Consider the following 22,030-nt stretch of genomic DNA (forward strand, 5'->3'; position numbering starts at 1 on the left):
CGGTCAGACCGAATGCTGGGTCCCTTCACCCATGTCGGGGGAATCGGATCTGCCCACTGACCGGAACGGCATCTGGGAGCCGGGCGGCGGTAGTGGGACCGTTGTGGGTAAATCGGCGGGCTGAGGCACCGCTTCGTGAGACGGAGGCATGCGATGACATCGGACCTGAGTTACGAAGGCACTCTTCGGGAGATCACCACCGAACAGGGCGTCCTGCGCTATCACGAGGCGGGCGACGGTCCCCCGCTGCTGTTGCTGCACGGCTCGGGCCCCGGTGTGACCGGTTGGCGCAACTTCCGCGGCAACCTCGGGGTCTTCGCCGAGCACTTCCGTTGTCTGGTCCTCGAGTTCCCCGGCTTCGGCGTCAGTGACGACTTCGGTGGCCACCCGATGGTCACCGCCCTCGACGCGGTGGCGAAGTTCGTCGACGCGCTCGGGCTCGACAGCGTCGACATCATCGGCAACTCGATGGGCGGCGGCGTCGCCATCAACTACGCCATCGCCCGTCCCGACAAGGTGCGCCGGCTGGTGACCATCGGCGGCATCGGCAAGAACATCTTCAGCCCCGGCCCGGGTGAGGGCATCAAGCTGCTGCAGGAGTTCACCGAGGAGCCGAGCCGCGAGCGCCTGATCCAGTGGCTGTACTCGATGGTCTACGACCCGGCGATGGTGACCGAGGAGCTGATCGAGGAGCGCTGGACGCAGGCCACCGATCCGGCCACCCTCGAGAGCGCGCGCCGGATGTACAGCAAGGCGGCCTTCTCGATGATGGTCAAGGCCATGGAGGCCTCCGACGCGCCGCCGCCGTGGGCGATGATGCACAAGGTGCAGGCGCCCACGCTGCTCACCTGGGGTCGCGACGACCGGGTCAGCCCGCTGGACATGGCGCTGATCCCGATGCGGACCATTCCGAACGCGGAGCTGCACGTGTTCCCGAACTGCGGGCACTGGGCCATGATCGAGCAGAAGGAAGCCTTCGAGGCGGCGGTCCTGAGCTTCCTGCTCCGGAAGGCATAACAGCGCCTCGCATGCGTTGAACGGGGGTTCGCGGCTCATTCTCGGTCCGAGAACGAGCCGTGAGCCCCCGTTCGGTTTGTCGGCGGCGGGCCGGGTTCGGGGCCGTATGTAGAGTGCACATGACTTCCAGTACGAGTGAGGCCACCGTGACCGATTCGACCGCCCGCCAAAAGTCGCTCTATGTCCAGGACGGGATGTCCGACGAGGACGTCGCGAGGCAGAAGGACCTGTACGGACCGCTGACCGACAGCGTCCGGGAGCTGATCGAGATCGCGCTGCTGACCGAGGTCGAGGACCTCGCCGACCTGCGCGCCGCACAGGAGAACCTCGAGGCGGCCAAGCAGATCCTGCGCAAGCGCATGAACCCCGGGCCGTACGGCGTCCGCTGGGGTGCGTCGGGCCAGAAGCGGGCCTGGGGCAACGCCGCGGCCGGACTGCGCAATGCGGTCGCGCCGCCGCTGGTGCTGGGCCACGATCCGGACGGACGGGCGTGGTGCGACTTCCACCTCGGCTCGCAGTACGAGGGCCCCGCCGGGCTCACCCACGGCGGGGTGTCCGCGCTCATCCTCGACCAGGTCCTCGGTTCTGCCGCGGAGATGGGCGGAGCTCCGGGCATGACCGGCACCCTGACCCTGCGCTACCGCAGGCCCACCCCGCTCGGCGACCTGCATGCCGAGGCCCGGATCGACCGTGTCGAGGGGGTCAAGACCTTCGTGGTCGGCCACATCGCCGACGCCGACGGTGTCTGCGTGGAGGCCGAGGGAATCTTCATTCTCCCGAAGTGGGTGCGTAGCCAGGAGCCGTCGACGATCGGTCAGCCGGCGCCCGACGGGTTCTGACGCCGGCCCACCGCCCTCACCGGGACACCCGGGCGGGCACGGGACCTCCGGAATCCATTGCATATCAAGCGATCTCGTCGATATCTCGGTACCGGGAGCCGATGGTTCCGCCCTTGCGCGCGCGCCGTCGTCCGCCCTCGCGCCCCCGGCGGGCGTCCCTCGGGGCCGCCTCACCGCGCGGGATCGGTACCGGTGCCGGCGCCCGTCCGCGGGTTCGCCGCGGGTTCCTCACCGTCGGGTCGGGTGGTCCGGGGCCGCGCTATACCGCTGCTCCTGAGTTCGGCGGGCGCAGTCTCCCGTTCAGCGGTCGGTTCCGGACCGGCCGGCTCGTGCGCGCCCTACCATCGGCCAAACCCGTATCGGAGGATGAACCGTGACCAGTCCCGATGTACTCGCTCCCGCCTCGCTCGGCCCGTTGACGCTGCGCAATCGCATCATCAAGTCCGCGACCTTCGAGGGCAGGACACCGAACGCGCTGGTCACAGACGAGCTGATCGATTTCCACCGTCGACCGGCCGCGGGCGGGGTCGGCATGTCCACCGTCGCCTACTGTGCGGTCGCGCCGGAGGGGCGCACCGAGTACGGCCAGCTGTGGATGCGTCCCGAGGTCGTTCCCGGACTACGTCGGCTGACCGACGCGATCCATGCGGAGGGTGCCGCGGCCTCCGCGCAGCTGGGGCACGCGGGTCCGGTCGCGAACCAGAAGTCCACCGGGTTCCCCGCCTTGGCGCCGTCGCGTTCGTTCAACCCGATGAGCATGAAGACGGTTCGCAGCGCTACCGCCGAGGACATCGCCCGGATCACCGCCGCACACGGCAACGCCGCGAAGCTCGCCGTCGAGGGCGGCTTCGACGCCGTCGAGATCCACTTCGGGCACAACTACTTCGCCAGCTCGTTCCTGAGCCCGAAACTCAACCACCGCAAGGACTCCTACGGTGGTTCGCTGGAGAACCGGGCCCGGATCGTGCTCGAGACGGCGCGCGCCGTCCGCGAGGCGGTGGGCGGCAAGATCGCGATCCTGGCCAAGCTCAACATGGACGACGGGGTGCCCGGCGGCTTCCGGGTGGACGAGGCGATCCAGGTGGCGCAGTGGCTCGAGGCGGACGGCAGCCTCGACGCGCTCGAGCTGACCATGGGCAGTTCGCTGCTCAACCCGATGTACCTGTTCAAGGGCGATGCGCCGATCCGCGAGTTCGCCGAGGCGATGCCGCAGCCGATCAAGCTCGGCGTGCAACTGGTCGGCAAGAAGTTCATCCGCGAGTACCCGTACACCCCGCTGTTCATGCTCGAGCAGGCCCGCCTGATCCGCGCCGCGGTGACGATGCCGCTGGTACTGCTCGGCGGGGTCACGGACCGGGAGGGCATGGACACCGCGATGGCGGAGGGCTTCGAGTTCGTGGCCATGGCCCGGGCGCTGCTGCGCGAGCCGGACCTGGTCAACAAGATCGCCGCGGATCGGGGCACCCGCTCGCTGTGCGACCACAACAACCGGTGCATGCCGACGATCTTCAGCGGCGCCCGCTGCGTGCTCGTCGAACCCGCCTAGGAAATCCACCGGAAACGGATCACCCGTGGCGGGGTCCGTGACCGCGGCTGCCCGATAATGGCTGTGTGCGGTCACGGAACAAGATCTTGAACGCCACCCTCGAGCTGATCGAGAGTGCCGGCTACGGGGGGGTCACCGTCGCAGCGGTGGCCCAGGGCGCGGGCGTCACCCGGCAGACCGTCTACTCGATCTTCGGCACGCGGGAGGAACTCGTCTCGCAGGCGGTGTCCGGGCTGGTCGTCCAGGTACTGGGGGACATCCGCGCCCGGCTCGACGCGGTCGACTCGGCCTTCGAGTACGTCGCCGAACTCATCGTCGCCGGCCGCGCCGCCGTCCGTGACCATCCGGTGCTGACCACCCTGCTCGAGGCGGAGCACGGCAACCCGCTGTTCGACGCGGGCATGATCGAGCGCGCCAGACCCATTGCCCGGGAACTACTCTCGCCGCTCGGTGAGCGGGTGCCGAGCCTTCAGCCGAGCCTGGACGACGTCGTCGAGATCGCGCTTCGCCTCGGCATCTCGGTGATCCTCTTCGAGGACGAAGCCGTCCGTACCGACGCCGATCTGCGCGCGTTCCTCGCCCGCTGGCTGAAACCGGCGATGATGCCCGGCACCTGGCCGGGCGCCGCGCCCGACGCGAGTTCTTGACACATTCGGACACCAGTGTCTAGTTTTAGCTCGCTCTTGGGAGTGAGTCGGATCACTCCGCCTGCCTGACTCGTCTGGTCGCCCGGCCCACGTCGGGTGGCCAGACCGATCGTTCGTCGAGCTGATCGTGTCCGAGAACTGGGGGAACTGCTGTGTCCGAGATCAACCGCCGGTCCTTTCTCGCCGGTACCGCCGCCGCGGGAATCGCGCTGGCGACATCGCGGCCCGCCCAGGCCGCCAACGGGATTGCGGCCCGAGTCGGAGCCGTTCCGGTGACCCGTGGGGAGCACCGGGTGATCGTGGTCGGATCGGGCTTCGGCGGCGGTGTGACGGCACTGCGCCTGGCCGAGGCGGGGGTGCCGGTACTCGTGCTCGAACGTGGAATGCGTTGGCCCACAGGGCCGAACGCGGAGACTTTCCCGCATCCCACCGCGCCGGACAAGCGCATCCTCTGGTACCGGTCCGCGCCGCAGCTGTTCGGCACGCCGGTCGCCTTCGAGCCCTACACCGGCCTGATCGAGGCGGTTCCGGGCGAGAACATGACGGCACTGTGCGCGGCGGGTGTCGGCGGCGGTTCGCTGATCTATCAGGGCATGAGCCTGCAACCCTCGGAGGCCGTGTTCAACGCGCACCTCCCGCAGGAACTCGACTGGGCGACGATGGACCGGGTCCACTACCCCCGGGTTGCCCGCATGCTCCAACTCGCCGTTGCGCCGGACCAACTGGTCGACAGCCCGAGCTACCGCGCGCCGCGCATCTTCGCGGAGAACGTGCGGCGTGCCGGGCTGCCGCTGTCGAAGATCCCGATGCCGATCGACTGGAACTTCGCCCTCGACGAGGTCCGCGGCGCCATGAAGCCCTCGTACACCAACGGGGACGGCGCGCTCGGGGTCAACAACGGCGGTAAGCACTCTGTCGACGTCACCTACCTCGCCGCGGCCGAAGCCACCGGCCGGGTCACGGTGCAGACCCTGCATCAGGTCACCGACGTCGAGCGGGCATCGGACGGACGGTGGACGGTGCACGTCGAGCGGATCGACACCGCGGGCAGGGTGCTCGAGAACAAGATCCTCACCACGAAGGCGCTGGTGATGGCCGCGGGCAGCCTGAACACCACCAGACTGCTGGTGCGGGCCGCGGCGCAGGGCCGGATCCCCGATATGCCCGACGGTCTCGGCGAGGGCTGGGGCACCAACGCCGACCGCATCTACGTGTGGACGAACCCCGAACGGGAGTTCGGCGCCACCCAGGGTGGGCCGGTCGTGTACGGCAGCCTGAACTGGGACGACCCGTCCAACGCCCACACCGTCATCCAGGCCTCGATTCCGTCGCTCTCCGTGGACGTGCGAAGCACCATGCTGGTCGGCTACGGCGTCAGCGACGGGCGCGGCAGGTTCGAGTACGACTCGGCGGCCGACGCCGCGGTGCTGCGGTGGCCGAGGGAGGGCGACTGGGCCATTCAGAACGGACACATCGCCCCGACGGTCCGTGCAATCGCCGGCCCGACGAGCGTGCTCACTGACACCAACGCGGTGTTCCCCTCGACGTGGCACCCGCTCGGTGGCGCATCCATGGGTTCGGTGTGTGACCTCGAGGGCCGCATGCACGGCCAGCCGGGGCTGTACGTCCTCGACGGCGCGCTCATGCCGGGCAACACCGCCGCGTGCAACCCGTCCATGACGATCGCCGCGGTCGCCGAGCGCGCGCTGGACCGCATCGTCGCGCGTGATGTCGGCCCGGTGATCTGACCCGCACCCCGAACCCCCGCACCCCGACGAACCGAGCGGAAAGCACGCCATGACCAACTCCCCCCGCCGCGTCCACGTCCCGTTCCGGCATCTGACGAAGTCCGCGGCAGCCGCGCTGATCGTCTGCGCCACAGCCGTATCCGTTCTCGCCGGGTCGGGCACCGCTCTCGCCGAGCAGGATGCGGACTTCTACTCCCCTCCGGCCCGCCTGACGTCGACCCCGGGAGCGATCCTCCGCACGGAGGCGATGCCGTTGTTCGCCTCGGCACCCGGCGGCGACGGAAGCTGGCCGGCCGCGGCGCAGCGCGTCATGTACACCTCCCGCCTGCAGGACGGCTCGCCGACCGCTGTGACGGGCACCTTCGTCGAGGGGAATCACCCGTGGCGCGGGACGGGGCCACGCCCGACCGTGGTCATCGCCCCCGGCACGGCCGGTCAGGGTGACCAATGTGCGATGTCGCGTGCCTTCTCCACGGGGATGTACGCGACCGCCGGTCCGCCGTCGTTGTCCGCCAACCAGGAAGCGGTGTCCGCGGGTGTGTGGACCGCGCTGGGTGCGCGGGTCTTCGTCACCGACTACATCGGACTCGGCACCCCGGGCATCCACACCTATGCCAACAGGGTCGAGCAGGCACACGCCGTCCTCGACGCGGCCCGGGCCGCCAACGATCTCGGCGGTGGCGGCGCGTCGACACCCGTTGCGCTGTGGGGGTATTCGCAGGGAGGCGGGGCCACCGGAGCCGCGGCGGAACTGGCAGCCTCCTACGCTCCCGAGCTGAATCTGAAGGGCACCTGGGCGGGCGGGCCGACCGCCGACCTGGAAGAGGTGCTGGCACAGATCGACGGAAATCTCATCGGCGGCGCCATCGGCTTCGCGATCAACGGGTTCGTCGCACGCAATCCCGAACTCGACAGGACAGTCCACGAACGCCTCACGCCCGCAGGACTGGCGGTGCTCGGCGAACTCGGCACCGAGTGCATCGCCGACGTCATGGCCCGGCAGCCCTTCCTGCGGACCAACGCGTACACCAGGGACGGTCGGTCGCTGCTGGACAACCTGCGCGGCGCACCCGAGGCGATCCGCGTCCTCCGCGAGCAACGGCTGGGCACTCTCGCGCCGAGCGCGCCGGTACTGGTCACCAGCGGCCGCAACGACGACACAGTCCCCTACGGTCAGGCCCGCCAACTGGCCGTCGACTGGTGCGACCGGGGTGCGGCCGTCACCTTCCGCACCAATGACCTACCGCCCGTCGCGCCGGGCACGACCTTCGTCAATCATTTCGGTCCCGAGCTGATCGACGGCCTTCGAACGAACGGCGCGGTCTCGTACATTCTCGACCGGTTGAACGGCGTTCCGATCGGCCAGGGCTGCGAATTGACCTGACAACCGGCTCCTACCGCGCGATCGGACGCAGCACGATCTCAGTCGGGTGGGCGTCCCGCGCCGTCTCGACCGCCTGCCGGACGGCGACGGCGACCGTCTCGGGGGTGAGGAACTGGTCGGGGTCGTACTCGCCGCCCTCGGTCGCGACGATGGCCTGCTGCATGTCGGTCGCGATCCGGCCGGGGTGGATGGAGGTAACACGCAGCGCCGGTTCCTCGTGGCGCAGCGCGTCGCCGAACGCGCGCAACGCGAACTTGCTCGCCGCGTAGGCGCCCCAGCCGGGGTTCGCGCGCAGTCCCGCACCCGAATTGATCAGCACCACATGACCGTTCGATGCCCGCAGGGCGGGCAGCAGCAGTCGGGTCAGCTCCGCCACCGCGATCACGTTGGCCTCGAGCGTTCGGCGCCATGTGTCGACGCCGGTCTCGGCGACGGTGCCCAGATCCGCGATTCCGGCGTTGTGCACGAGCACGTCGAGCCGTTCGATCCCCGCGGCGGCATCGGCGACCGCCGGGTAGTCGGTCAGGTCTACCGGCCACCCGCGGGACCCGGGCAACTCGGCCAGGATCGGTTGCAGCGCCTGGGAATTCCGGGCACCGAGCACGAGGTCGTGGCCGGGGGCCAGTTCGCGGGCAATGGCGGCGCCGAGGCCGCGACTGGCCCCGGTGATCAGTGCAGTCGGTCGCATGCGTCGACCCTACGCATTCTCCTTCGCGAACGTCCGGGCCCCGATCGCGGCGAGCACCACCGCGAGCACCACGGTGACGGCGGTCCCGATGTACACGTCCGACGACCCGAAATCGCCCCGGAACAGCGCCCGGGCCGCGTCGACGGTGTGCGAGAGGGGATTGAGCCGCGCCAGCGTCTGCAGCCATCCCGGGCCGAGGGTCATCGGCAGCAGGATGCCCGAGAGCAGCAGCAGTGGAACCGAAACCATGTTCAGCACCGAGGCCAGCGAATCCTCCGACCGGGTCGCCAACGCCAGCGCGTACGAGGCCGAGGACATGCCCGCGGCGATGATCGCGACCAGGACGAGTGTGAGCACGAATCCGAGGACGTTGGGCCGCAGGTCGAACAGCAGCACCGCGACCAGCACCAGGATGGTCGCCTGCACCATCAGCACCACCATGTCCTTGAGCACCCGCCCGAGCAGCAGCGCCGACCGGCTGGCCGGCGTCACCCGTTGCCGCTCGATGATCCCGGCGCGCAGCTCGTAGACCATGGAGAAGCCGGCGAACATCGACCCGAACAGGCCGATCTGGATGATCAGACCGGGAGTGAACACCAGCCACGGATCGGTGCCCGCGCCGACCGAGCCGCCGACGCCCTCGAGCAGAGGGCCGAACAGCACCAGGTACAGGATCGGTTGGCTCAGCCCGATCAACACCCACAGCGGGTTCCGCAGGCTCGCCCGCAGGTGCGACCAGAAGATCAGGCCGGTCTCTCGAGCGGTCGACGTGACGGGGAAGGTATCGGTCAGTGTCATCCCTGGTCTCCATCCCTGAGCGACCGGCCGGTGACGGTGAGGAACACGTCGTCGAGGCTCGGACGTTTGACGGTCAGCGACCCGGGCACGATGCCGGCCGCCTGTAGCGCGTGCAGCAGCGGGACCACGGCGGCGTCGCCCTTCTCGACGGTCAGGTGCACGAGGTGACCCTCGGTGAGCTGGGAGCGGAGGTCGAGGGTGCAGTCGGCAACCTCGACCGCGCGGGCGGCCAGTTCGGGGGTGATCTCGAGGCTGATCACGTCGCCGGAGATGCGCCGCTTGAGCTCGTCCGGCGTCCCCTCGGCGACGATCTCCCCGTGGTCCATCACCAGGATCCGGTCGCACAGCGCGTCGGCCTCGTCCAGGTAGTGGGTGGTGAGCACGATCGTGGTGCCGCGCTCGCGCAGCGACCGGATGTGATCCCACAGGTTCGCCCGGCTCTGCGGGTCGAGGCCGGTGGTCGGTTCGTCGAGGTAGATGAGATTGGGCTGGTGCACAAGGCCCAGCGCGATGTCGACGCGCCTGCGTTGGCCGCCGGAGAGTTGTTTGCACTTGCGTCTGCCGAGGCCGTCCAGGTCCAGCGTGTGCAGCAGCGCCTCTGCGTTCGCGACCGCCGACGACTTGCTCAACCCGAACAGCCTGGCCTGCAGAACCAGTTCGTCGATGACCAGTTCCTCGTCGTGCGTCGCACCGCCCTGTGCGACATAGCCGATCCGGGACCGCACCAGCCGCGGGTTGCGCAGCAGGTCGGCCCCGGAGACGACGGCGTCGCCCGCGGTGGGCTCGATCAGGGTGCTGATCATGCGAAGGGTGGTGGTCTTGCCCGCGCCGTTGGGTCCGAGCAGGCCGAGGATCTCGCCCTCCCGGACCTCGAAGTCGATGCCCTTGACCGCCTCGACCGGACCGGTCTTGGTGGCGAAGGTGCGCGCGAGACCCGTGACGTTGATCATGGCGGGGGTGCTCATGGGCTCACCCTAGGCAGGACCACCGACATCCGCTCGCCCGTACGAGTCGCGCGCGGCACCGACGTTTCCGGCTGCGCACTCGCGACCCGGTACGGCGGAGAAGGGACCGTCATCAGGCCGAAACATCCGATCCAAGATTCGGAAATACCCGTGCTCCATGATCGGAACCGGCCCCTTGAGTCACCGACCGGAGGAGAGGCGAACCGTGGGTGTTGGATCCGATACCACCAGCGTGGACACAGTGTGCGCCTACTGCGGGGTGGGGTGTGGGCTGGTTCTCGAGATCACCACCGACCCGGAGACCGGGCGCCGCCGGGCCGCGAAGTCGTCGGGTCGCAAGGCCCATCCCACGAACTTCGGGCGGCTGTGCACCAAGGGCGCGACCACCGCCGACATGCTCGCCGGACCCGGTCGCATGGAGTCCGCCCACCGGCGGCCGGAACGTGGCGCCCCGATCGAGGCCGCCGACATGGACGCCGTCGTCACCGAGACCGCGCGGCGGTTGCGGGCGATCGTCGACGAGCACGGCCCCGACGCCGTCGCGCTCTACGTCTCGGGGCAGATGTCGCTCGAGGCCCAGTACCTGTCGAACAAGCTGGCCAAGGGCTTCATCGGCACCAACCAGATCGAATCGAACTCGCGGCTGTGCATGGCCAGCGCCGGAACCGGGTACAAGCAGTCGCTCGGCGCCGACGGCCCGCCCGGGTCGTACCAGGACTTCGATCACGCCGACGTCTTCTTCGTGACGGGCGCCAACATGGCCGACTGTCACCCGATCCTGTTCCTGCGGATGATGGACCGGGTCAAGGCAGGCGCGAAGCTGATCGTCGTCGACCCCCGGCGCAGCGCGACCGCCGACAAGGCCGACCTGTTCCTGCAGATCGCGCCCGGTACCGACCTCGCACTGCTCAACGGACTGCTGCACCTGATCGTGGCGAACGGGCACACCGACCCCGGCTTCATCGCCGAGTTCACCGAGGGCTGGGATGCGATGCCCGAGTTCCTCGCCGAGTTCACCCCGGGCCGGGTCGCCGAGATCACCGGCATCCCCGAAGCCGACATCCGCACCGCGGCGCAGTGGATCGGCGAGGCCGGCAACTGGATGAGCTGCTGGACGATGGGGCTCAACCAGAGCACCCACGGCACCTGGAACACCAACGCGATCTGCAACCTGCATCTGGCGACCGGCGCGATCTGCAAGCCCGGCAGCGGGCCGTTCTCGCTCACCGGGCAGCCGAACGCGATGGGCGGCCGGGAAATGGGCTACATGGGGCCGGGCCTACCCGGTCAGCGGGCCGTGACGTCCGACGCCGACCGGGAGTTCGTCGAGGACCACTGGAACATTCCGCGCGGGACACTGCGCACCGAGATCGGCGGCGGCACGATCGACATGTTCTCCCGGATGGCGGACGGCGAGATCAAGGCGTGCTGGATCATCTGCACCAATCCCGTTGCCACGGTGGCCAACCGCAAGACCGTCCTCGCCGGCCTCGAGCGAGCCGAACTGGTCGTGACCCAGGACGCGTTCCTCGAGACCGAGACCAACGACTACGCCGACATCCTGCTGCCCGCGGCCGTGTGGACCGAGTCGGACGGGGTGATGATCAACTCCGAACGCAATCTCACCCTGTTCCAGCAGGCCCTCGACCCGGTCGGGCAGGCCCTCCCGGACTGGCAGATCATCGCCCGGATCGCCTGCGCGATGGGCTACGCGGACGCCTTCACCTATGCGTCGGCGGAGGAGGTGTTCGAGGAGATCAAACAGTTCTGGAATCCCCGCACCGGGTACGACCTGCGCGGTGTCAGCTACGAGCGGCTGCGCGAGACCCCGATCCAGTGGCCGTGCCCGCCCGGGTCCGGCACCGACCGTCACCCGATCCGCTACCTCAACGACGGTGTCAGCCAGACGCTGCTCGTCCGCGACGACGGCACCACCCCGGGGCTGGCGTTTCCGACTCCGAGTGGGCGCGCCGTGTTCTTCGCCCGCCCGCACATGCTGCCCGCCGAGATGCCCGACGACGACTTCCCGTTCCTGCTCAACACCGGCCGGCTCGCGCATCAGTGGCACACCATGACCAAGACCGGCAAGGTCGCCAAGCTGGGCAAGCTCAACCCCGGCCCGTTCGTCGAGATCCACCCCGACGACGCGCAGCGCCTCGGTGTCGCGGACGAGGATCCGATCGAGGTGGCGTCCCGCCGCGGCCGGGCCGTCCTGCCGGCCGTGGTCACCGACCGCGTGCGACCGGGAACCTGCTTCGCCCCGTTCCACTGGAACGACGCCTTCGGTGAGTACCTGGCGATCAACGCCGTCACCAACGACGCCGTCGACCCCGTCTCACAGCAACCCGAATTCAAGGCCTGCGCAGTCACTCTCACCAAGGTCGCCGTCACCGACGAACCGACCACCGACACCGCGGAAGCGCCGGCCACCGTGGCGATCTCCGCCGCGGAGCCCTCGACGCAGGAGATCAGCGTGTCCCAACTCGACACCCTCGCCGACATCCTCGGCGTGGCCGACGAACCCGGCCTCGACCTGGGCCCGGTCGAGCGCCGGTACCTCGCCGGACTGCTCGCGGCGCTGCGGACCGATGCCGGACGCCGTGCCCCCGGAGTACCGGCGCTGCCCGCGAGCGCCCCGTTCGACCCCGGCACCCGTGCGTGGGTGGACGGCGTCCTGGCCGGACTGTTCTCCCGCAGCCCGATCCCCGGCGGCGGCGTCCCCGTCACGCTGCCGAGCGGCGTTCTCGCCAATGGGCCCGTCGGTCCCGAGCCGAGCGACGAACCCGCCGGCGAGCGCGCGCCCGTCCTGGTGCTCTGGGCATCGCAGACCGGAAACGCCGAGGAGTTCGCGACCACCTGCGCGGCCGCACTGGCGGAGTCGGGACTGCCGGCCGTGCTCCGCGGCATGGACGAGTTGCCCGCCGCGGACCTCGCGGGCACGCGGGAACTGCTGGTGATCACCAGCACCTACGGGGACGGCGATGCGCCGGACAACGGCGCGGGCCTGTGGGACGCGCTGACCGGGGACACCGCCCCGCAGCTCGCCGGCACCCGCTATGCCGTGCTCGCGTTCGGCGACTCCAACTACGACGACTTCTGCGGTCACGGTCGCACCCTCGACGTCCGGCTGAGCGAACTCGGCGCCACCCGCATCCTCGAGCGGGTGGACTGCGAACCCGACTACGACGACACCGCCGCCGCATGGCTCGCAGCCGTGACCGACGCCCTCCGGGCCGCACCCGTCCTCGTTGGTTCCGGGGCCGGCGACGGCCCGGCGACCACCGTCACCGCACCGCCCACAGCGGAGCCGTCGGCTGCCGGAACGCCGTACGGCAAGAAGGCGCCACTGATCACTTCCCTGTCGCGCAATGTCACGCTCTCGCTGCCCGGATCGACGAAAGACGTGCGGCAGTTCGGTTTCCATCTCCCCGAAGGAACCCTCGACTACGAGGCCGGTGACGCGCTCGGTGTCTGGCCGCGCAACAGCACGCCCTTCGTCGACGAATGGCTCAGCGCCACAGGCCTCGACGGCGACGCGGCGGTCGAAATCGCCGACCACGGCCCGATGACGTTGCGCCGCGCACTCGTCGAACGCCTCGAGATCACCCGCATCACCGCTGACCTACTCCGCTTCGTTCACGAACGCACCCGCGACGACGAACTCGCCGAACTGATGAAGCCCGAGAACAAGTCGCTACTCGACGACTGGTCGTGGGGCCGTCAATCCCTCGACCTGCTCGACCGGTCCCCCGTCCACGCCTCGGTCGACGAATGGCTCACCGTTCTCAAACCCCTTGCGCCGCGGCTGTACTCGATCTCGTCCAGTCCGAAGGAGAACCCCCGCGAGGTGCAGTTGACGGTGTCGGCCGTCCGCTACAACGTCGTCGGTGTCCCGCGGCGCGGGGTGTGCTCGACCTACCTCGCCGACCACGCCGAGGACGACGACATCGGCATCTTCGTGCAGAAGTCCCGCCACTTCCGGCCCCCGGCCGATTCCAAGACCCCGATGATCATGGTCGGGCCGGGCACCGGCATCGCACCGTTCCGCGCCTTCCTGCACGAACGACGCGCGCTGGGGCACACCGGACCGAACTGGCTGTTCTTCGGCGAACAGCACGCCGCCACAGACTTCTACTACCGCGAGGAGATCGAGGAACTTCGCAAGGACGGCTTCCTCACCGAACTCGACGTCGCGTTCTCCCGAGATCAGTCCGAGAAGGTCTACGTCCAGGACCGGATGCGGGAACGGGGCGCATTGGTCTGGGAGTGGCTGCAGAACGGCGCGCACTTCTACGTCTGCGGCGACGCGAACCGGATGGCCAAGGACGTCGACCAGGCGCTCTGCGGCGTCGTCGCCGAGCACGGCAAACTGGCCCCGCGCAGCGCCGAGGCCTACGTCAAGGCACTGGCCGCCGAGAAACGCTACGTGCGCGACGTCTACTGACAGCGACCCGAACCACACCGTGGGTAGTCTCGGTCCGTCAGCACAGTCAGTTGGCCACTCGGAGGTATACGCGATGCGCCTGTCCACCCGAAACCAGCTCGCCGGAACCGTCACGGAGGTGACCGTCGGTGCCGTGATGGCGACGGTGAAGGTTCGCCTCGACGGAGGCGACCAGATCGTCACGGCCTCGATCACCAGGGAGGCCGTCGAGGAGCTCGGCCTGGCTGTGGGCACCCCGACCACCGTCCTGGTGAAGTCGACGGAGGTCATGCTCGCGGTCGACTGACGCGGACACACGTGGTCGTAAGCCTGTGGCGCGGCCCGTTGTGTTCCTAGACTGGACACGCGGTGCGACGCACGTCACTGGCTGCGTCCTCCGTCGACGCCGAGGAGAGCCGTGGCCGAACAGGACAACGGAAGGGTGCGGGCGGGCACCCGTCCGGACGCGTGGATCGGCCCGATGACGATACCGACCCAGTCCGCGGTGGTGCGCAGGCACGTCCTCGATGCCGGCGAGCGCGGCGGTCGGGCGGTCGTGGGTGGTCCGGACCCGGTGGGCGAGAAGCTGATTCGGCCGACCGCGATCGCGTTCGAGGCCGTCCCGTCCCTGCCCTTCGGAGGGGTCGGTCAGTCCCGGTCCGGGCGGATTCACGGACCCGACGGGCCCCGCGAGTTCACGTTCTCGACATCGGTTGCGTGCCGCCGCGTGCCCGCGATGACGAGCTTTGCCCGCACCGCGACGACCGACAAGGTCCTGACCACCCTCACGACAGTGAGGCACGGCAGTGGATAGGGCGCCGCCGCGGCCACGGTCGGCGCAGCGGTACAACGTCAGCTACATTCTAGTTACGAGACTGGTGCCACCTCGGTGCCACGGACGAGGTCGTCGCGACGACCCGGCTGGGCTACCGATCAGGAAGGAAGTCGCGAGCTATGGGATCTGGCAAGGACAAGGACAAGAAGGCGGCGAGCCCCGAACCCGAGGCGAAGCCGCTGGCGGTCGGGGACCAGGTGGTGACGAGCGCCGATTCGGTTCTGCCGGACGGCGAGGCCTCCGAGCAGCCAGGGGTGATCGTCGACGACTTCGCCGCCACCCTGGTGGGTGACGACGCCGACTACGGCCGGGACTGGGCGCACGCGCGACGGTGGGCGATCAAGCTTGACGACGGGCGGCTGGTGTTCCGCTCCTCGGACGAGGTCGCACGCAAGGCGGGGTGACCCGCGTCGCGTTCTCGCCGCGCGCAGCCCCGCCGGGCGGCGGATCGCGCGGCGGGGACGCAGACTAGGGGCATGCCCGCCGACCCCGGATTCATCCCGACGCAACTCGCGGCACGCGCCGCGTACCTGCTGCGGGGCAACGACCTGGGCACGATGACCAGCGCCGCGCCACGGCTGTACCCGCACATGTGGAGCTGGGACGCGGCCTTCGTCGCGGTCGGCCTGGCGCCGCTCAGCGTCGAGCGGGCCGTCGTCGAACTCGACACCCTGCTCGACGCCCAGTGGAGCAACGGGATGATCCCGCACATCGTCTTCGCCTGTGGGGTCGACGGCTACTTCCCCGGCCCGGACCGCTGGGCCTGTTCCGAGTTGGCCGCCGCGGCGCCCGCCTTGCCTCGCACCTCCGGCATCACCCAGCCGCCCGTGCACGCGATCGCCGTGCAGCGCATCCTCGACCACTCTCGCAGGCACGGCCGCAGCACCCGCGCGGTCGCCGAGGAGTTCCTCGACCGCCGCTGGACCGATCTGGTGCGCTGGCACCGGTGGCTCGCGGAGGCCCGCGATCCGAACCAGTCGGGCCGGCTGACGCTCTACCACGGCTGGGAATCGGGCATGGACAACTCGCCGCGGTGGGACGCCGCCTACGCCAACGTCGTCGCCGGGCCGGTTCCCGCGTATCGCCGCGAGGACACCGCCGTCGTCCTCGACCCGACGCAGCGGCCCACCGACGGCGAGTACGACCGGTACCTGTGGCTGCTCGAGGAGATGAAGGCGGTCCGTTACGACGACGCGAAACTCGTCGGCGAGATGAGCTTCGCCGTCGAGGACGTCTTCGTCAGCGCGATCTTCTCGCTCGCCTGCGAGGTGCTCGCGACCATCGGGGAGGAGCACGCGGCGCCGCGTTCGGACGTGCGCGACCTGCACGAGTGGGCCGCCCGCTTCCGCGCCGGGGTGGTCGCGACCACCGATCCTCGTTCCGGTGCGGCGCGGGACTTCGACCTGCGCACCGGGCACTGGATCGCCACCGAGACACTGGCGATGTTCGCGCCACTGCTGTGCGGCGGCCTCGACCGCGAGACCGAACGCGCCCTCGTGCGGACCTTCGAGGGGCCGCGCTTCTGCGGCCACCCGGACCTTCGGTACGCGGTGCCGCCCTCGACCTCGCCGGTGTCCGGCGACTTTCGGCCGCGGGAGTACTGGCGAGGGCCGGTGTGGCCGGTGATGACGTGGCTGTTCTCCTGGGTGTTCGCCCGGCGCGGTTGGGCCGAGCGGGCGCGGCACCTGCGTAGTGAGGGGCTTCGCCAGGCCAGCGACGGCAGCTTCGCCGAGTACTACGAGCCGTTCACCGGCGAGCCGCTCGGCAGCATGCAGCAGTCGTGGACGGCGGCCTCGGTCCTCGACTGGCTCGGGTGAACCGAGGCGACGGCGATCGCCCGAACCGTCAATTCGTCTCGCTGGGCGGGACGGAGGGTTCGCCGAGCTCCGCACGTCCGGTCAGGTATGACCTAGACCACATCGGCAGCAGCAGCGGCGAAGGAGCAGGAAGTGCGATTTACCTACGCGGAGTCCATGATCGACCCGGATTTCTACGTGCCACTCGCGCGGGCGGCAGAGGAGGCCGGCTTCCACGGCATGTCCATTGCGGACAGCGTCTGCTATCCCAAGGAATCCGACTCGGTCTACCCCTACACGCCGGACGGCAGCCGGGAATTCCTCGAGAACAAGCCGTTCGTCGAGGCGTTCATCCTTGCCACCGCGCTCGGCGTGGCGACGACCACGCTGCGCTTCACCACCTTCGTGCTCAAGCTGCCGATCCGTCCCCCGGTGCTGGTCGCCAAGCAGGCGAGCTCGATCGCCCGCCTGACGAACAACAGGCTGAGCCTCGGCGTCGGCCTGAGCCCGTGGCCGGACGACTTCGAGGTCCTGGGGGTGCCCTGGGAGCGACGGGGCAAGCGGACGAACGAGGCGATCGACATCCTGCGGGGTCTGGTGAGCGGCGAGTACTTCGAGTACCACGGCGAGATCTACGACCTGCCCGCCATCAAGGTGAACCCGGTTCCCAGTGAGCCCATTCCGATCCTCGTCGGTGGACACAGCGACGCGGCGCTGCGGCGCGCGGTGGTGCGTGGCGACGGATGGATGCATGCCGGCGGCGGCGACGAGGAACTCGACGGCCTGCTCGCCAAGCTGCAGCGGATTCGGCAGGAGGAGGGCAAGGCGGACAGTCCGTTCGAGATTCACGTGATCTCGCCGGACGCCTACACGCTCGACGGGATCAAGCGCCTCGAGGACAAGGGCGTCACGGACGTGATCGTCGGTTTCCGCGACCCCTACGGCATGGGCCTCGACACCGAACCGCTGGCGGACAAGATCGCGGCCCTGACGAACTACGCCGAGTCGGTGATCGCCAAGAGCGCGTGACCGGCGGCCGCGGCCCTCGACCCGGCTCGGTGCAACGTTCATGCGCAGTTTCGTTGCCGCGAATCAGGTATCGGTTTAGTCTCGGGCGATGACGTCGCCGCGCCGTGCTCGTATTCGAAAAGTGACCCGACTCGCCCCGCTGCTGCTGGCCGGGGCCTTCGTCCTCGGCGTGCCCGGGGTGGCGGGCGCGGAGCCCGTGCGCGGTCCGGACGTGGCGTCCTGGCAGCACCCGGGCGGGTCGGGCATCGACTGGTTCGCGGTCCGCCGGGCCGGCCACGACTTCGCGATGGTCAAGGCGACTGAGGGGTTGAGCTACGTCAACCCATTCTTCATCCAGGACGGTATCGGGATGCGGGCCGCCGGGGTCGTCCGCGGCGCCTACCACTACGCCGACGTCCGGCAGTCGCCCGAGGCGCAGGCCGCATTCTTCGCGAGCACCGCGTTCCCGATCGTCAGCGGCGGCCTGCCGCCGGTGCTCGACCTCGAGGACGCCAAGGGTCTGCCCCCGGCGGCGGTCATCGACTGGACCCACCGCTTCCTCAACTCGGTGCAGGCGCTGACCGGTCGACAGCCGATCATCTACACGTACCCGAACTTCTGGCGTACCGCGATGGCCAACACCAACCAGTTCGCCAACTACCCGCTCTGGATCGCCGACTACAACGGGCAGAACGCGCCCGGCCCGCTGCCCGGCGGCTGGCGCGACTGGACGTTCTGGCAGTACACCAGCACCGCCCGGATTCCCGGCGTCAACGGCAACGTCGACCTCAACATCTACAGCGGCAGGCTGGGGTCGATCGAGAACTTCTCGAATCCGTTCGGTAGCTGACCGATCGGGCGGGCCGCTGCGCCCGCCCGAACCCGACGCCCGAGGTCTGAGCGGCGAAGCGGCTACAGCACCTGGGAGAGGAACGCCTGCAGCCGTTCGGTCTGCGGGTCGTCGAACAGCGCGTCCGGCTTGCCGGTCTCCACGACCACCCCGCGGTCCATGAAGACCACGGTGTCGGAAACCGTTCGGGCGAAACCCATTTCGTGTGTCACCACGATCATCGACATGCCGGTGGAGGCCAGGTCGGCCATCAGCGCGAGCACGCCCTTGACCAGCTCCGGGTCCAGCGCCGAGGTGGCCTCGTCGAAGAACATGATCTCCGGCTTCATGGCCAGCGCGCGGGCGATCGCCACCCGCTGTTGCTGCCCGCCGGACAGGTTCGCGGGCCGGGACTCGGCCTTCTGCCGCAACCCGACCAGTTCGAGCTGCTCGAGCGCCGCCTCGCGGGCCTGCTCCTTGGACAGTCCGCGGAGCTTGCGGGGCCCGAGCGCGACGTTGTCGAGCACGGTGCGGTGCGGGAAGAGGTTGAAATGCTGGAACACCATGCCGATTCGCTGCCGCAGCTGGTCGGGGTTGTCGGTGAGCACCGACCGCCCGTCGATGAGGATGTCGCCCTGTTCGGGCTCGTGCAGGCGGTTGAGCACCCGCAGCAGGGTCGACTTGCCGGACCCGGACGGACCGATCACCGAGGTGGTCGCGCCGGCGTCGACGTGAATGTCGACCCCGCGCAACACCTTGTTCTTCCCGAACGACAGGTGCAGGTCGGTGCCGGTGAGCGAACCGGACGTGACGGCAGTGGTCACCGCTATCCCCTCTCCACGACGATGGCTTGTTCGAGCGGATCGAGCGTGCCCGAGGTGTCCGCCTTGCCGGTCCGCAGCCGCTTGTCGATGTAGTTCACCAGGTGGGTCAGCGGAATGGTCAGCACCAGGTAGAACAGGCCGGCCGCGACCAGCGGCGAGAGGTTGCCGGTCTGGGCGTTCAGATCGCGCCCCACGGCGAACAGCTCACGCTGCGTCGCGAGCAGTCCGAGGAAGTAGATCAGTGAGGAGTCCTTGATCAGCGAGATGAACTGGTTCATCAACGCGGGCAGCACCCGCCGCACACCCTGCGGGATGACCACCAGGTTCATTGCGCGGCGGTGGCTGAACCCGATCGCCCGCGCGGCCTCGAGCTGACCCGGTTCCACGCTCTGGATGCCGGAGCGGAAGATCTCGCCGATGTACGCCGCCGCGAGCAGCGCCAGCGCCGCGGCGCCGAGCCAGTACGGATTGTTGCCGGTCAGGCCCTTGACCACCGGTCCGACGCCGAGGCCGACGATGAGGATGATGACCACGGCGGGCAGGCCGCGGAAGATGTCGGTGTAGACCCGGGCAGGCCAGCGCAGCCACCGCGTGCGGGAGATGCCCGCGACCGCCAGCAGCATGCCGAGCACCGTGCCGACCACCCCGGAGGTCAGGGCGAGGATCACCGTGTTCGGCAGGCCGGTCTTGAACAGGTCGGGGATCGCCTTGCGGTAGAGGTCCCAGTCGAAGAAGGTGTCGCCCAGCTGCGCGAGCGTCGACTTCTGTGCCGCCTGCTCGCCGGTCGGGTTCTGCTGCGCGTTCTGCGCGGCGATCGCCGCGAAGTCGGGCAGCTGGGGCGCCGGCGCGGCCTTGCTGCCTGGCTTCCAGCCGGCGGGCAGCTGCCGCGGCACCCACTCCGAGTACAGCCGCGACCAGGTGCCGTCCGCGATCACGGCGTCCAGTCCGGAGTTGAGTGCGTCGGTGAGCGGCTGATTGCCCTTGTTCACCGCCCAGCCCACGAAGTTGTTGAGGCTGAAGGTGTTCTGCACGATGGAGGTGCCGTCGCCCGGCTTGATCGCGCCCTCGGCCTGCTGGGACGGGGCCACCCAGGCGTCGATCTGTCCCGACTTCAGGTTCGCGTACGCGGTGTTGTAGTCGGGGAACTTCACCGGGTCCAGCTTCAGCGTGTTGACGACGTAGTCGTCCTGGACGGTGCCCTGCACCACCCCGATCCGGGTGCTCGCGTTGAGGTCGGAGAAACCCTTGACGGTGCCGCCGTTGGGAGCGACGAGGGAGAAGTAGCCGAAGTCGTAGCCGTTGGTGAAGCCGACCGTCTTGCGCCGCTCGTCGGTGGTGGTGATCGAGGACGATCCGACGTCGAAGCGCTTGTTCGCCACCTGGGAGAGCAGACCGGCGAATTCGGTGCCGGAGAACTCGATCTCCAGGCCGAGCTTGGCGGCGACGGCCTTGAGCAGCTCGTTGTCGTAGCCGGTGAAGGTGCCCGAGGAATCGACGCAGATGCTCGGCGGGGCGTCGGACAGGGTCCCGACGCTGAGCTTGCCCGGGGTGGCCAGGCCGAGCGCGCCGACGTCGATCTGGTCCAGCGGCTTCGTGCTCGGCGTGGTGTACCGATCCTCCGCGGCCGCGGCGGCGGCCGCGTCCAGGTTGGTGGGTACGGCGGAGGCGCTGCCGACGCCGGGCGGGGCGCACAGGTCGGTGGCCGAGGTGGCCGAGTCGTCGCCACCGCACCCGGTCAGCGTCAACGCGAGCAGCGCCAGCAGGGCGACGAGCACCCGACCCTTCACGACATGTGGACGAACCATGCAGAGGAGCCTAGCGGCGCCAGGGGCCGGGACCGGGGAACCGTTTCGGTTCGGTGAAGGCCGGTCAGGCCAGGCCCTCGATCGGCTCGGGCAGCCGGTCCGCGCGCCAGCGCAGCGCCTCGTGGACCGTCGAGAGGTCGTAGTCGGGCCCGCCGGTGCCGACGGTGAACAGGGTGACGCCCGCGTCGAGGAAGTCCTGTGCGGCCTCCGGGCCGGGCCAGGCGACCGACCGCTCGATCCGCGCGGGTTCGCGGCCGACGGCCGCGCAGTGGTCGGCCAGCACCCCCGACTTGTGTCGCAACGCCTCGAGGTCGGCGAAGCTGTGCCACACGTCCGCGTACTCGGCGACAAGGCGCAGCGTCTTCCGTTCGCCGCCGCCGCCGATGAGGATCGGGATGTGCCGGGTCGGCGCCGGGTTGAGCTTGCCGAGCCGCGCCGAGATCCGGGACAGGTTCTCGGCGAGCAGCTTCAGGCGGTGCCCCGCGGTGCCGAACTGGTAGCCGTACTCGTCGTAGTCCTTCTCGAACCAGCCGGCCCCGATGCCGAGGATCAGCCGCCCCCCGCTGATGTGGTCGACCGTGCGGGCCATGTCCGCGAGCAGGTCCGGGTTCCGGTAGCCGCCGCCGCTGACCAGCGCGCCGATCTCCACCCGCTCGGTCTGCTCGGCAAAGGCCCCGAGCATCGTCCAGCACTCGAAGTGGGCGCCGTTCGGGTCGCCGTAGAGCGGATAGAAGTGGTCCCAGGTGAAGACGATGTCGACTCCCGCCTCCTCGGACCGCAGCACCGCGTCGCGGATCAGGCGGTAGTCGGGCGCCTGTTGGGGCTGGAGCTGGACGCCGATGCGAAATCCGTGGGTCATCTGCACTCCTTGACTCGTC

Annotated in this window: 19 protein-coding genes; 13 read left to right on the forward strand and 6 right to left on the reverse strand. The window is 69.4% G+C overall.

Annotated features, from left to right (window positions below; all coding sequences use genetic code 11):
- Positions 1 to 153 precede the first annotated feature (153 nt).
- The 6 genes from ACFXGJ_RS14810 to ACFXGJ_RS14835 all read left to right on the forward strand — a co-directional run bounded on the left by ACFXGJ_RS14810 (position 154) and on the right by ACFXGJ_RS14835 (position 7,181).
- A complete protein-coding gene (locus tag ACFXGJ_RS14810) occupies positions 154 to 1,017 on the forward strand; it encodes an alpha/beta fold hydrolase (RefSeq protein ID WP_378621042.1) in 864 nt (287 codons plus the stop codon).
- 119 nt (positions 1,018 to 1,136) lie between these two features.
- The gene (locus tag ACFXGJ_RS14815) at positions 1,137 to 1,856 is read left to right on the forward strand and encodes a PaaI family thioesterase (protein ID WP_378621045.1); all 720 of its coding nucleotides are present in this window, start codon (positions 1,137 to 1,139) and stop codon (positions 1,854 to 1,856) included.
- A 373-nt stretch (positions 1,857 to 2,229) separates the two neighbouring features.
- Positions 2,230 to 3,402: an NADH:flavin oxidoreductase gene (locus tag ACFXGJ_RS14820; protein WP_378621049.1), complete on the forward strand. Its 1,173-nt coding sequence runs from the start codon at positions 2,230 to 2,232 to the stop codon at positions 3,400 to 3,402.
- 65 nt (positions 3,403 to 3,467) lie between these two features.
- Complete coding sequence (locus ACFXGJ_RS14825; RefSeq protein WP_378621052.1) at positions 3,468 to 4,049, forward strand: TetR/AcrR family transcriptional regulator; 582 nt, start codon at positions 3,468 to 3,470, stop codon at positions 4,047 to 4,049.
- A gap of 152 nt (positions 4,050 to 4,201) precedes the next feature.
- On the forward strand, positions 4,202 to 5,797 hold the full coding sequence (locus ACFXGJ_RS14830) for a GMC oxidoreductase (RefSeq protein ID WP_378621056.1): 1,596 nt from the start codon (positions 4,202 to 4,204) through the stop codon (positions 5,795 to 5,797).
- Positions 5,798 to 5,846: 49 nt separating this feature from the next.
- Positions 5,847 to 7,181 (forward strand): lipase family protein, encoded by a 1,335-nt coding sequence (locus ACFXGJ_RS14835; protein ID WP_378621059.1) that lies wholly within the window; start codon positions 5,847 to 5,849, stop codon positions 7,179 to 7,181.
- A 10-nt stretch (positions 7,182 to 7,191) separates the two neighbouring features.
- Here the strand turns inward: ACFXGJ_RS14835 and ACFXGJ_RS14840 are convergent, their stop codons facing one another.
- The 3 genes from ACFXGJ_RS14840 to ACFXGJ_RS14850 are packed head-to-tail and all read right to left on the reverse strand — an operon-like array spanning position 7,192 to position 9,632.
- Positions 7,192 to 7,869 (reverse strand): SDR family oxidoreductase, encoded by a 678-nt coding sequence (locus ACFXGJ_RS14840; protein ID WP_378621061.1) that lies wholly within the window; start codon positions 7,867 to 7,869, stop codon positions 7,192 to 7,194.
- A 9-nt stretch (positions 7,870 to 7,878) separates the two neighbouring features.
- Positions 7,879 to 8,667 (reverse strand): ABC transporter permease, encoded by a 789-nt coding sequence (locus ACFXGJ_RS14845; RefSeq protein ID WP_378621090.1) that lies wholly within the window; start codon positions 8,665 to 8,667, stop codon positions 7,879 to 7,881.
- Positions 8,664 to 9,632 (reverse strand): ATP-binding cassette domain-containing protein, encoded by a 969-nt coding sequence (locus tag ACFXGJ_RS14850; protein ID WP_378621092.1) that lies wholly within the window; start codon positions 9,630 to 9,632, stop codon positions 8,664 to 8,666. Before ACFXGJ_RS14850 ends, ACFXGJ_RS14845 begins: the two co-directional genes overlap by 4 nt.
- Before the next feature lie 205 nt (positions 9,633 to 9,837).
- On the opposite strand from ACFXGJ_RS14850, the gene ACFXGJ_RS14855 reads away from it, so the two are divergent.
- From ACFXGJ_RS14855 to ACFXGJ_RS14885, 7 genes are all read left to right on the forward strand, one after another.
- A complete protein-coding gene (locus ACFXGJ_RS14855; RefSeq protein ID WP_378621094.1) occupies positions 9,838 to 14,076 on the forward strand; it encodes a molybdopterin-dependent oxidoreductase in 4,239 nt (1,412 codons plus the stop codon).
- 73 nt (positions 14,077 to 14,149) lie between these two features.
- Positions 14,150 to 14,362: a molybdopterin-binding protein gene (locus tag ACFXGJ_RS14860; RefSeq protein WP_378621097.1), complete on the forward strand. Its 213-nt coding sequence runs from the start codon at positions 14,150 to 14,152 to the stop codon at positions 14,360 to 14,362.
- 111 nt (positions 14,363 to 14,473) lie between these two features.
- Positions 14,474 to 14,869: a hypothetical protein gene (locus ACFXGJ_RS14865; RefSeq protein ID WP_378621101.1), complete on the forward strand. Its 396-nt coding sequence runs from the start codon at positions 14,474 to 14,476 to the stop codon at positions 14,867 to 14,869.
- Between the two features lie 140 nt (positions 14,870 to 15,009).
- Positions 15,010 to 15,294 carry a hypothetical protein gene (locus ACFXGJ_RS14870; RefSeq protein WP_378621104.1) on the forward strand — a complete coding sequence of 95 codons (285 nt, stop codon included), beginning with the start codon at positions 15,010 to 15,012 and terminating at the stop codon, positions 15,292 to 15,294.
- Between the two features lie 72 nt (positions 15,295 to 15,366).
- A complete protein-coding gene (locus tag ACFXGJ_RS14875; RefSeq protein ID WP_378621107.1) occupies positions 15,367 to 16,707 on the forward strand; it encodes an amylo-alpha-1,6-glucosidase in 1,341 nt (446 codons plus the stop codon).
- A gap of 132 nt (positions 16,708 to 16,839) precedes the next feature.
- Complete coding sequence (locus tag ACFXGJ_RS14880; RefSeq protein ID WP_378621110.1) at positions 16,840 to 17,715, forward strand: TIGR03619 family F420-dependent LLM class oxidoreductase; 876 nt, start codon at positions 16,840 to 16,842, stop codon at positions 17,713 to 17,715.
- Between the two features lie 88 nt (positions 17,716 to 17,803).
- Positions 17,804 to 18,544, forward strand: coding sequence for a glycoside hydrolase family 25 protein (locus ACFXGJ_RS14885; RefSeq protein ID WP_378621113.1), 741 nt, complete (start codon positions 17,804 to 17,806; stop codon positions 18,542 to 18,544).
- Between the two features lie 62 nt (positions 18,545 to 18,606).
- Here the strand turns inward: ACFXGJ_RS14885 and ACFXGJ_RS14890 are convergent, their stop codons facing one another.
- The 3 genes from ACFXGJ_RS14890 to ACFXGJ_RS14900 all read right to left on the reverse strand — a co-directional run bounded on the left by ACFXGJ_RS14890 (position 18,607) and on the right by ACFXGJ_RS14900 (position 22,011).
- The gene (locus tag ACFXGJ_RS14890) at positions 18,607 to 19,347 is read right to left on the reverse strand and encodes an amino acid ABC transporter ATP-binding protein (RefSeq protein WP_378621117.1); all 741 of its coding nucleotides are present in this window, start codon (positions 19,345 to 19,347) and stop codon (positions 18,607 to 18,609) included.
- A 2-nt stretch (positions 19,348 to 19,349) separates the two neighbouring features.
- Positions 19,350 to 21,152 carry an ABC transporter substrate-binding protein/permease gene (locus tag ACFXGJ_RS14895; protein ID WP_378621120.1) on the reverse strand — a complete coding sequence of 601 codons (1,803 nt, stop codon included), beginning with the start codon at positions 21,150 to 21,152 and terminating at the stop codon, positions 19,350 to 19,352.
- Between the two features lie 64 nt (positions 21,153 to 21,216).
- Positions 21,217 to 22,011 (reverse strand): LLM class F420-dependent oxidoreductase, encoded by a 795-nt coding sequence (locus ACFXGJ_RS14900; RefSeq protein WP_378621122.1) that lies wholly within the window; start codon positions 22,009 to 22,011, stop codon positions 21,217 to 21,219.
- Positions 22,012 to 22,030: the final 19 nt, after the last annotated feature.

The sequence above is a fragment of the Rhodococcus sp. NPDC059234 genome (assembly GCF_042754225.1).
GTDB lineage: Bacteria > Actinomycetota > Actinomycetes > Mycobacteriales > Mycobacteriaceae > Rhodococcus_G.

Excerpts from the sequence above, each read along its gene's own strand:
- ACFXGJ_RS14860 (WP_378621097.1), top strand. The coding sequence starts at position 14,150 with ATGCGCCTGTCCACCCGAAACCAGCTCGCCGGAACCGTCACGGAGGTG.
- ACFXGJ_RS14835 (WP_378621059.1), top strand. The coding sequence starts at position 5,847 with ATGACCAACTCCCCCCGCCGCGTCCACGTCCCGTTCCGGCATCTGACG.
- ACFXGJ_RS14840 (WP_378621061.1), bottom strand. The coding sequence starts at position 7,869 with ATGCGACCGACTGCACTGATCACCGGGGCCAGTCGCGGCCTCGGCGCC.
- ACFXGJ_RS14810 (WP_378621042.1), top strand. The coding sequence starts at position 154 with ATGACATCGGACCTGAGTTACGAAGGCACTCTTCGGGAGATCACCACC.
- ACFXGJ_RS14815 (WP_378621045.1), top strand. The coding sequence starts at position 1,137 with ATGACTTCCAGTACGAGTGAGGCCACCGTGACCGATTCGACCGCCCGC.
- ACFXGJ_RS14900 (WP_378621122.1), bottom strand. The coding sequence starts at position 22,011 with ATGACCCACGGATTTCGCATCGGCGTCCAGCTCCAGCCCCAACAGGCG.
- ACFXGJ_RS14845 (WP_378621090.1), bottom strand. The coding sequence starts at position 8,667 with ATGACACTGACCGATACCTTCCCCGTCACGTCGACCGCTCGAGAGACC.
- ACFXGJ_RS14870 (WP_378621104.1), top strand. The coding sequence starts at position 15,010 with ATGGGATCTGGCAAGGACAAGGACAAGAAGGCGGCGAGCCCCGAACCC.
- ACFXGJ_RS14875 (WP_378621107.1), top strand. The coding sequence starts at position 15,367 with ATGCCCGCCGACCCCGGATTCATCCCGACGCAACTCGCGGCACGCGCC.
- ACFXGJ_RS14850 (WP_378621092.1), bottom strand. The coding sequence starts at position 9,632 with ATGAGCACCCCCGCCATGATCAACGTCACGGGTCTCGCGCGCACCTTC.
- ACFXGJ_RS14895 (WP_378621120.1), bottom strand. The coding sequence starts at position 21,152 with ATGGTTCGTCCACATGTCGTGAAGGGTCGGGTGCTCGTCGCCCTGCTG.
- ACFXGJ_RS14885 (WP_378621113.1), top strand. The coding sequence starts at position 17,804 with ATGACGTCGCCGCGCCGTGCTCGTATTCGAAAAGTGACCCGACTCGCC.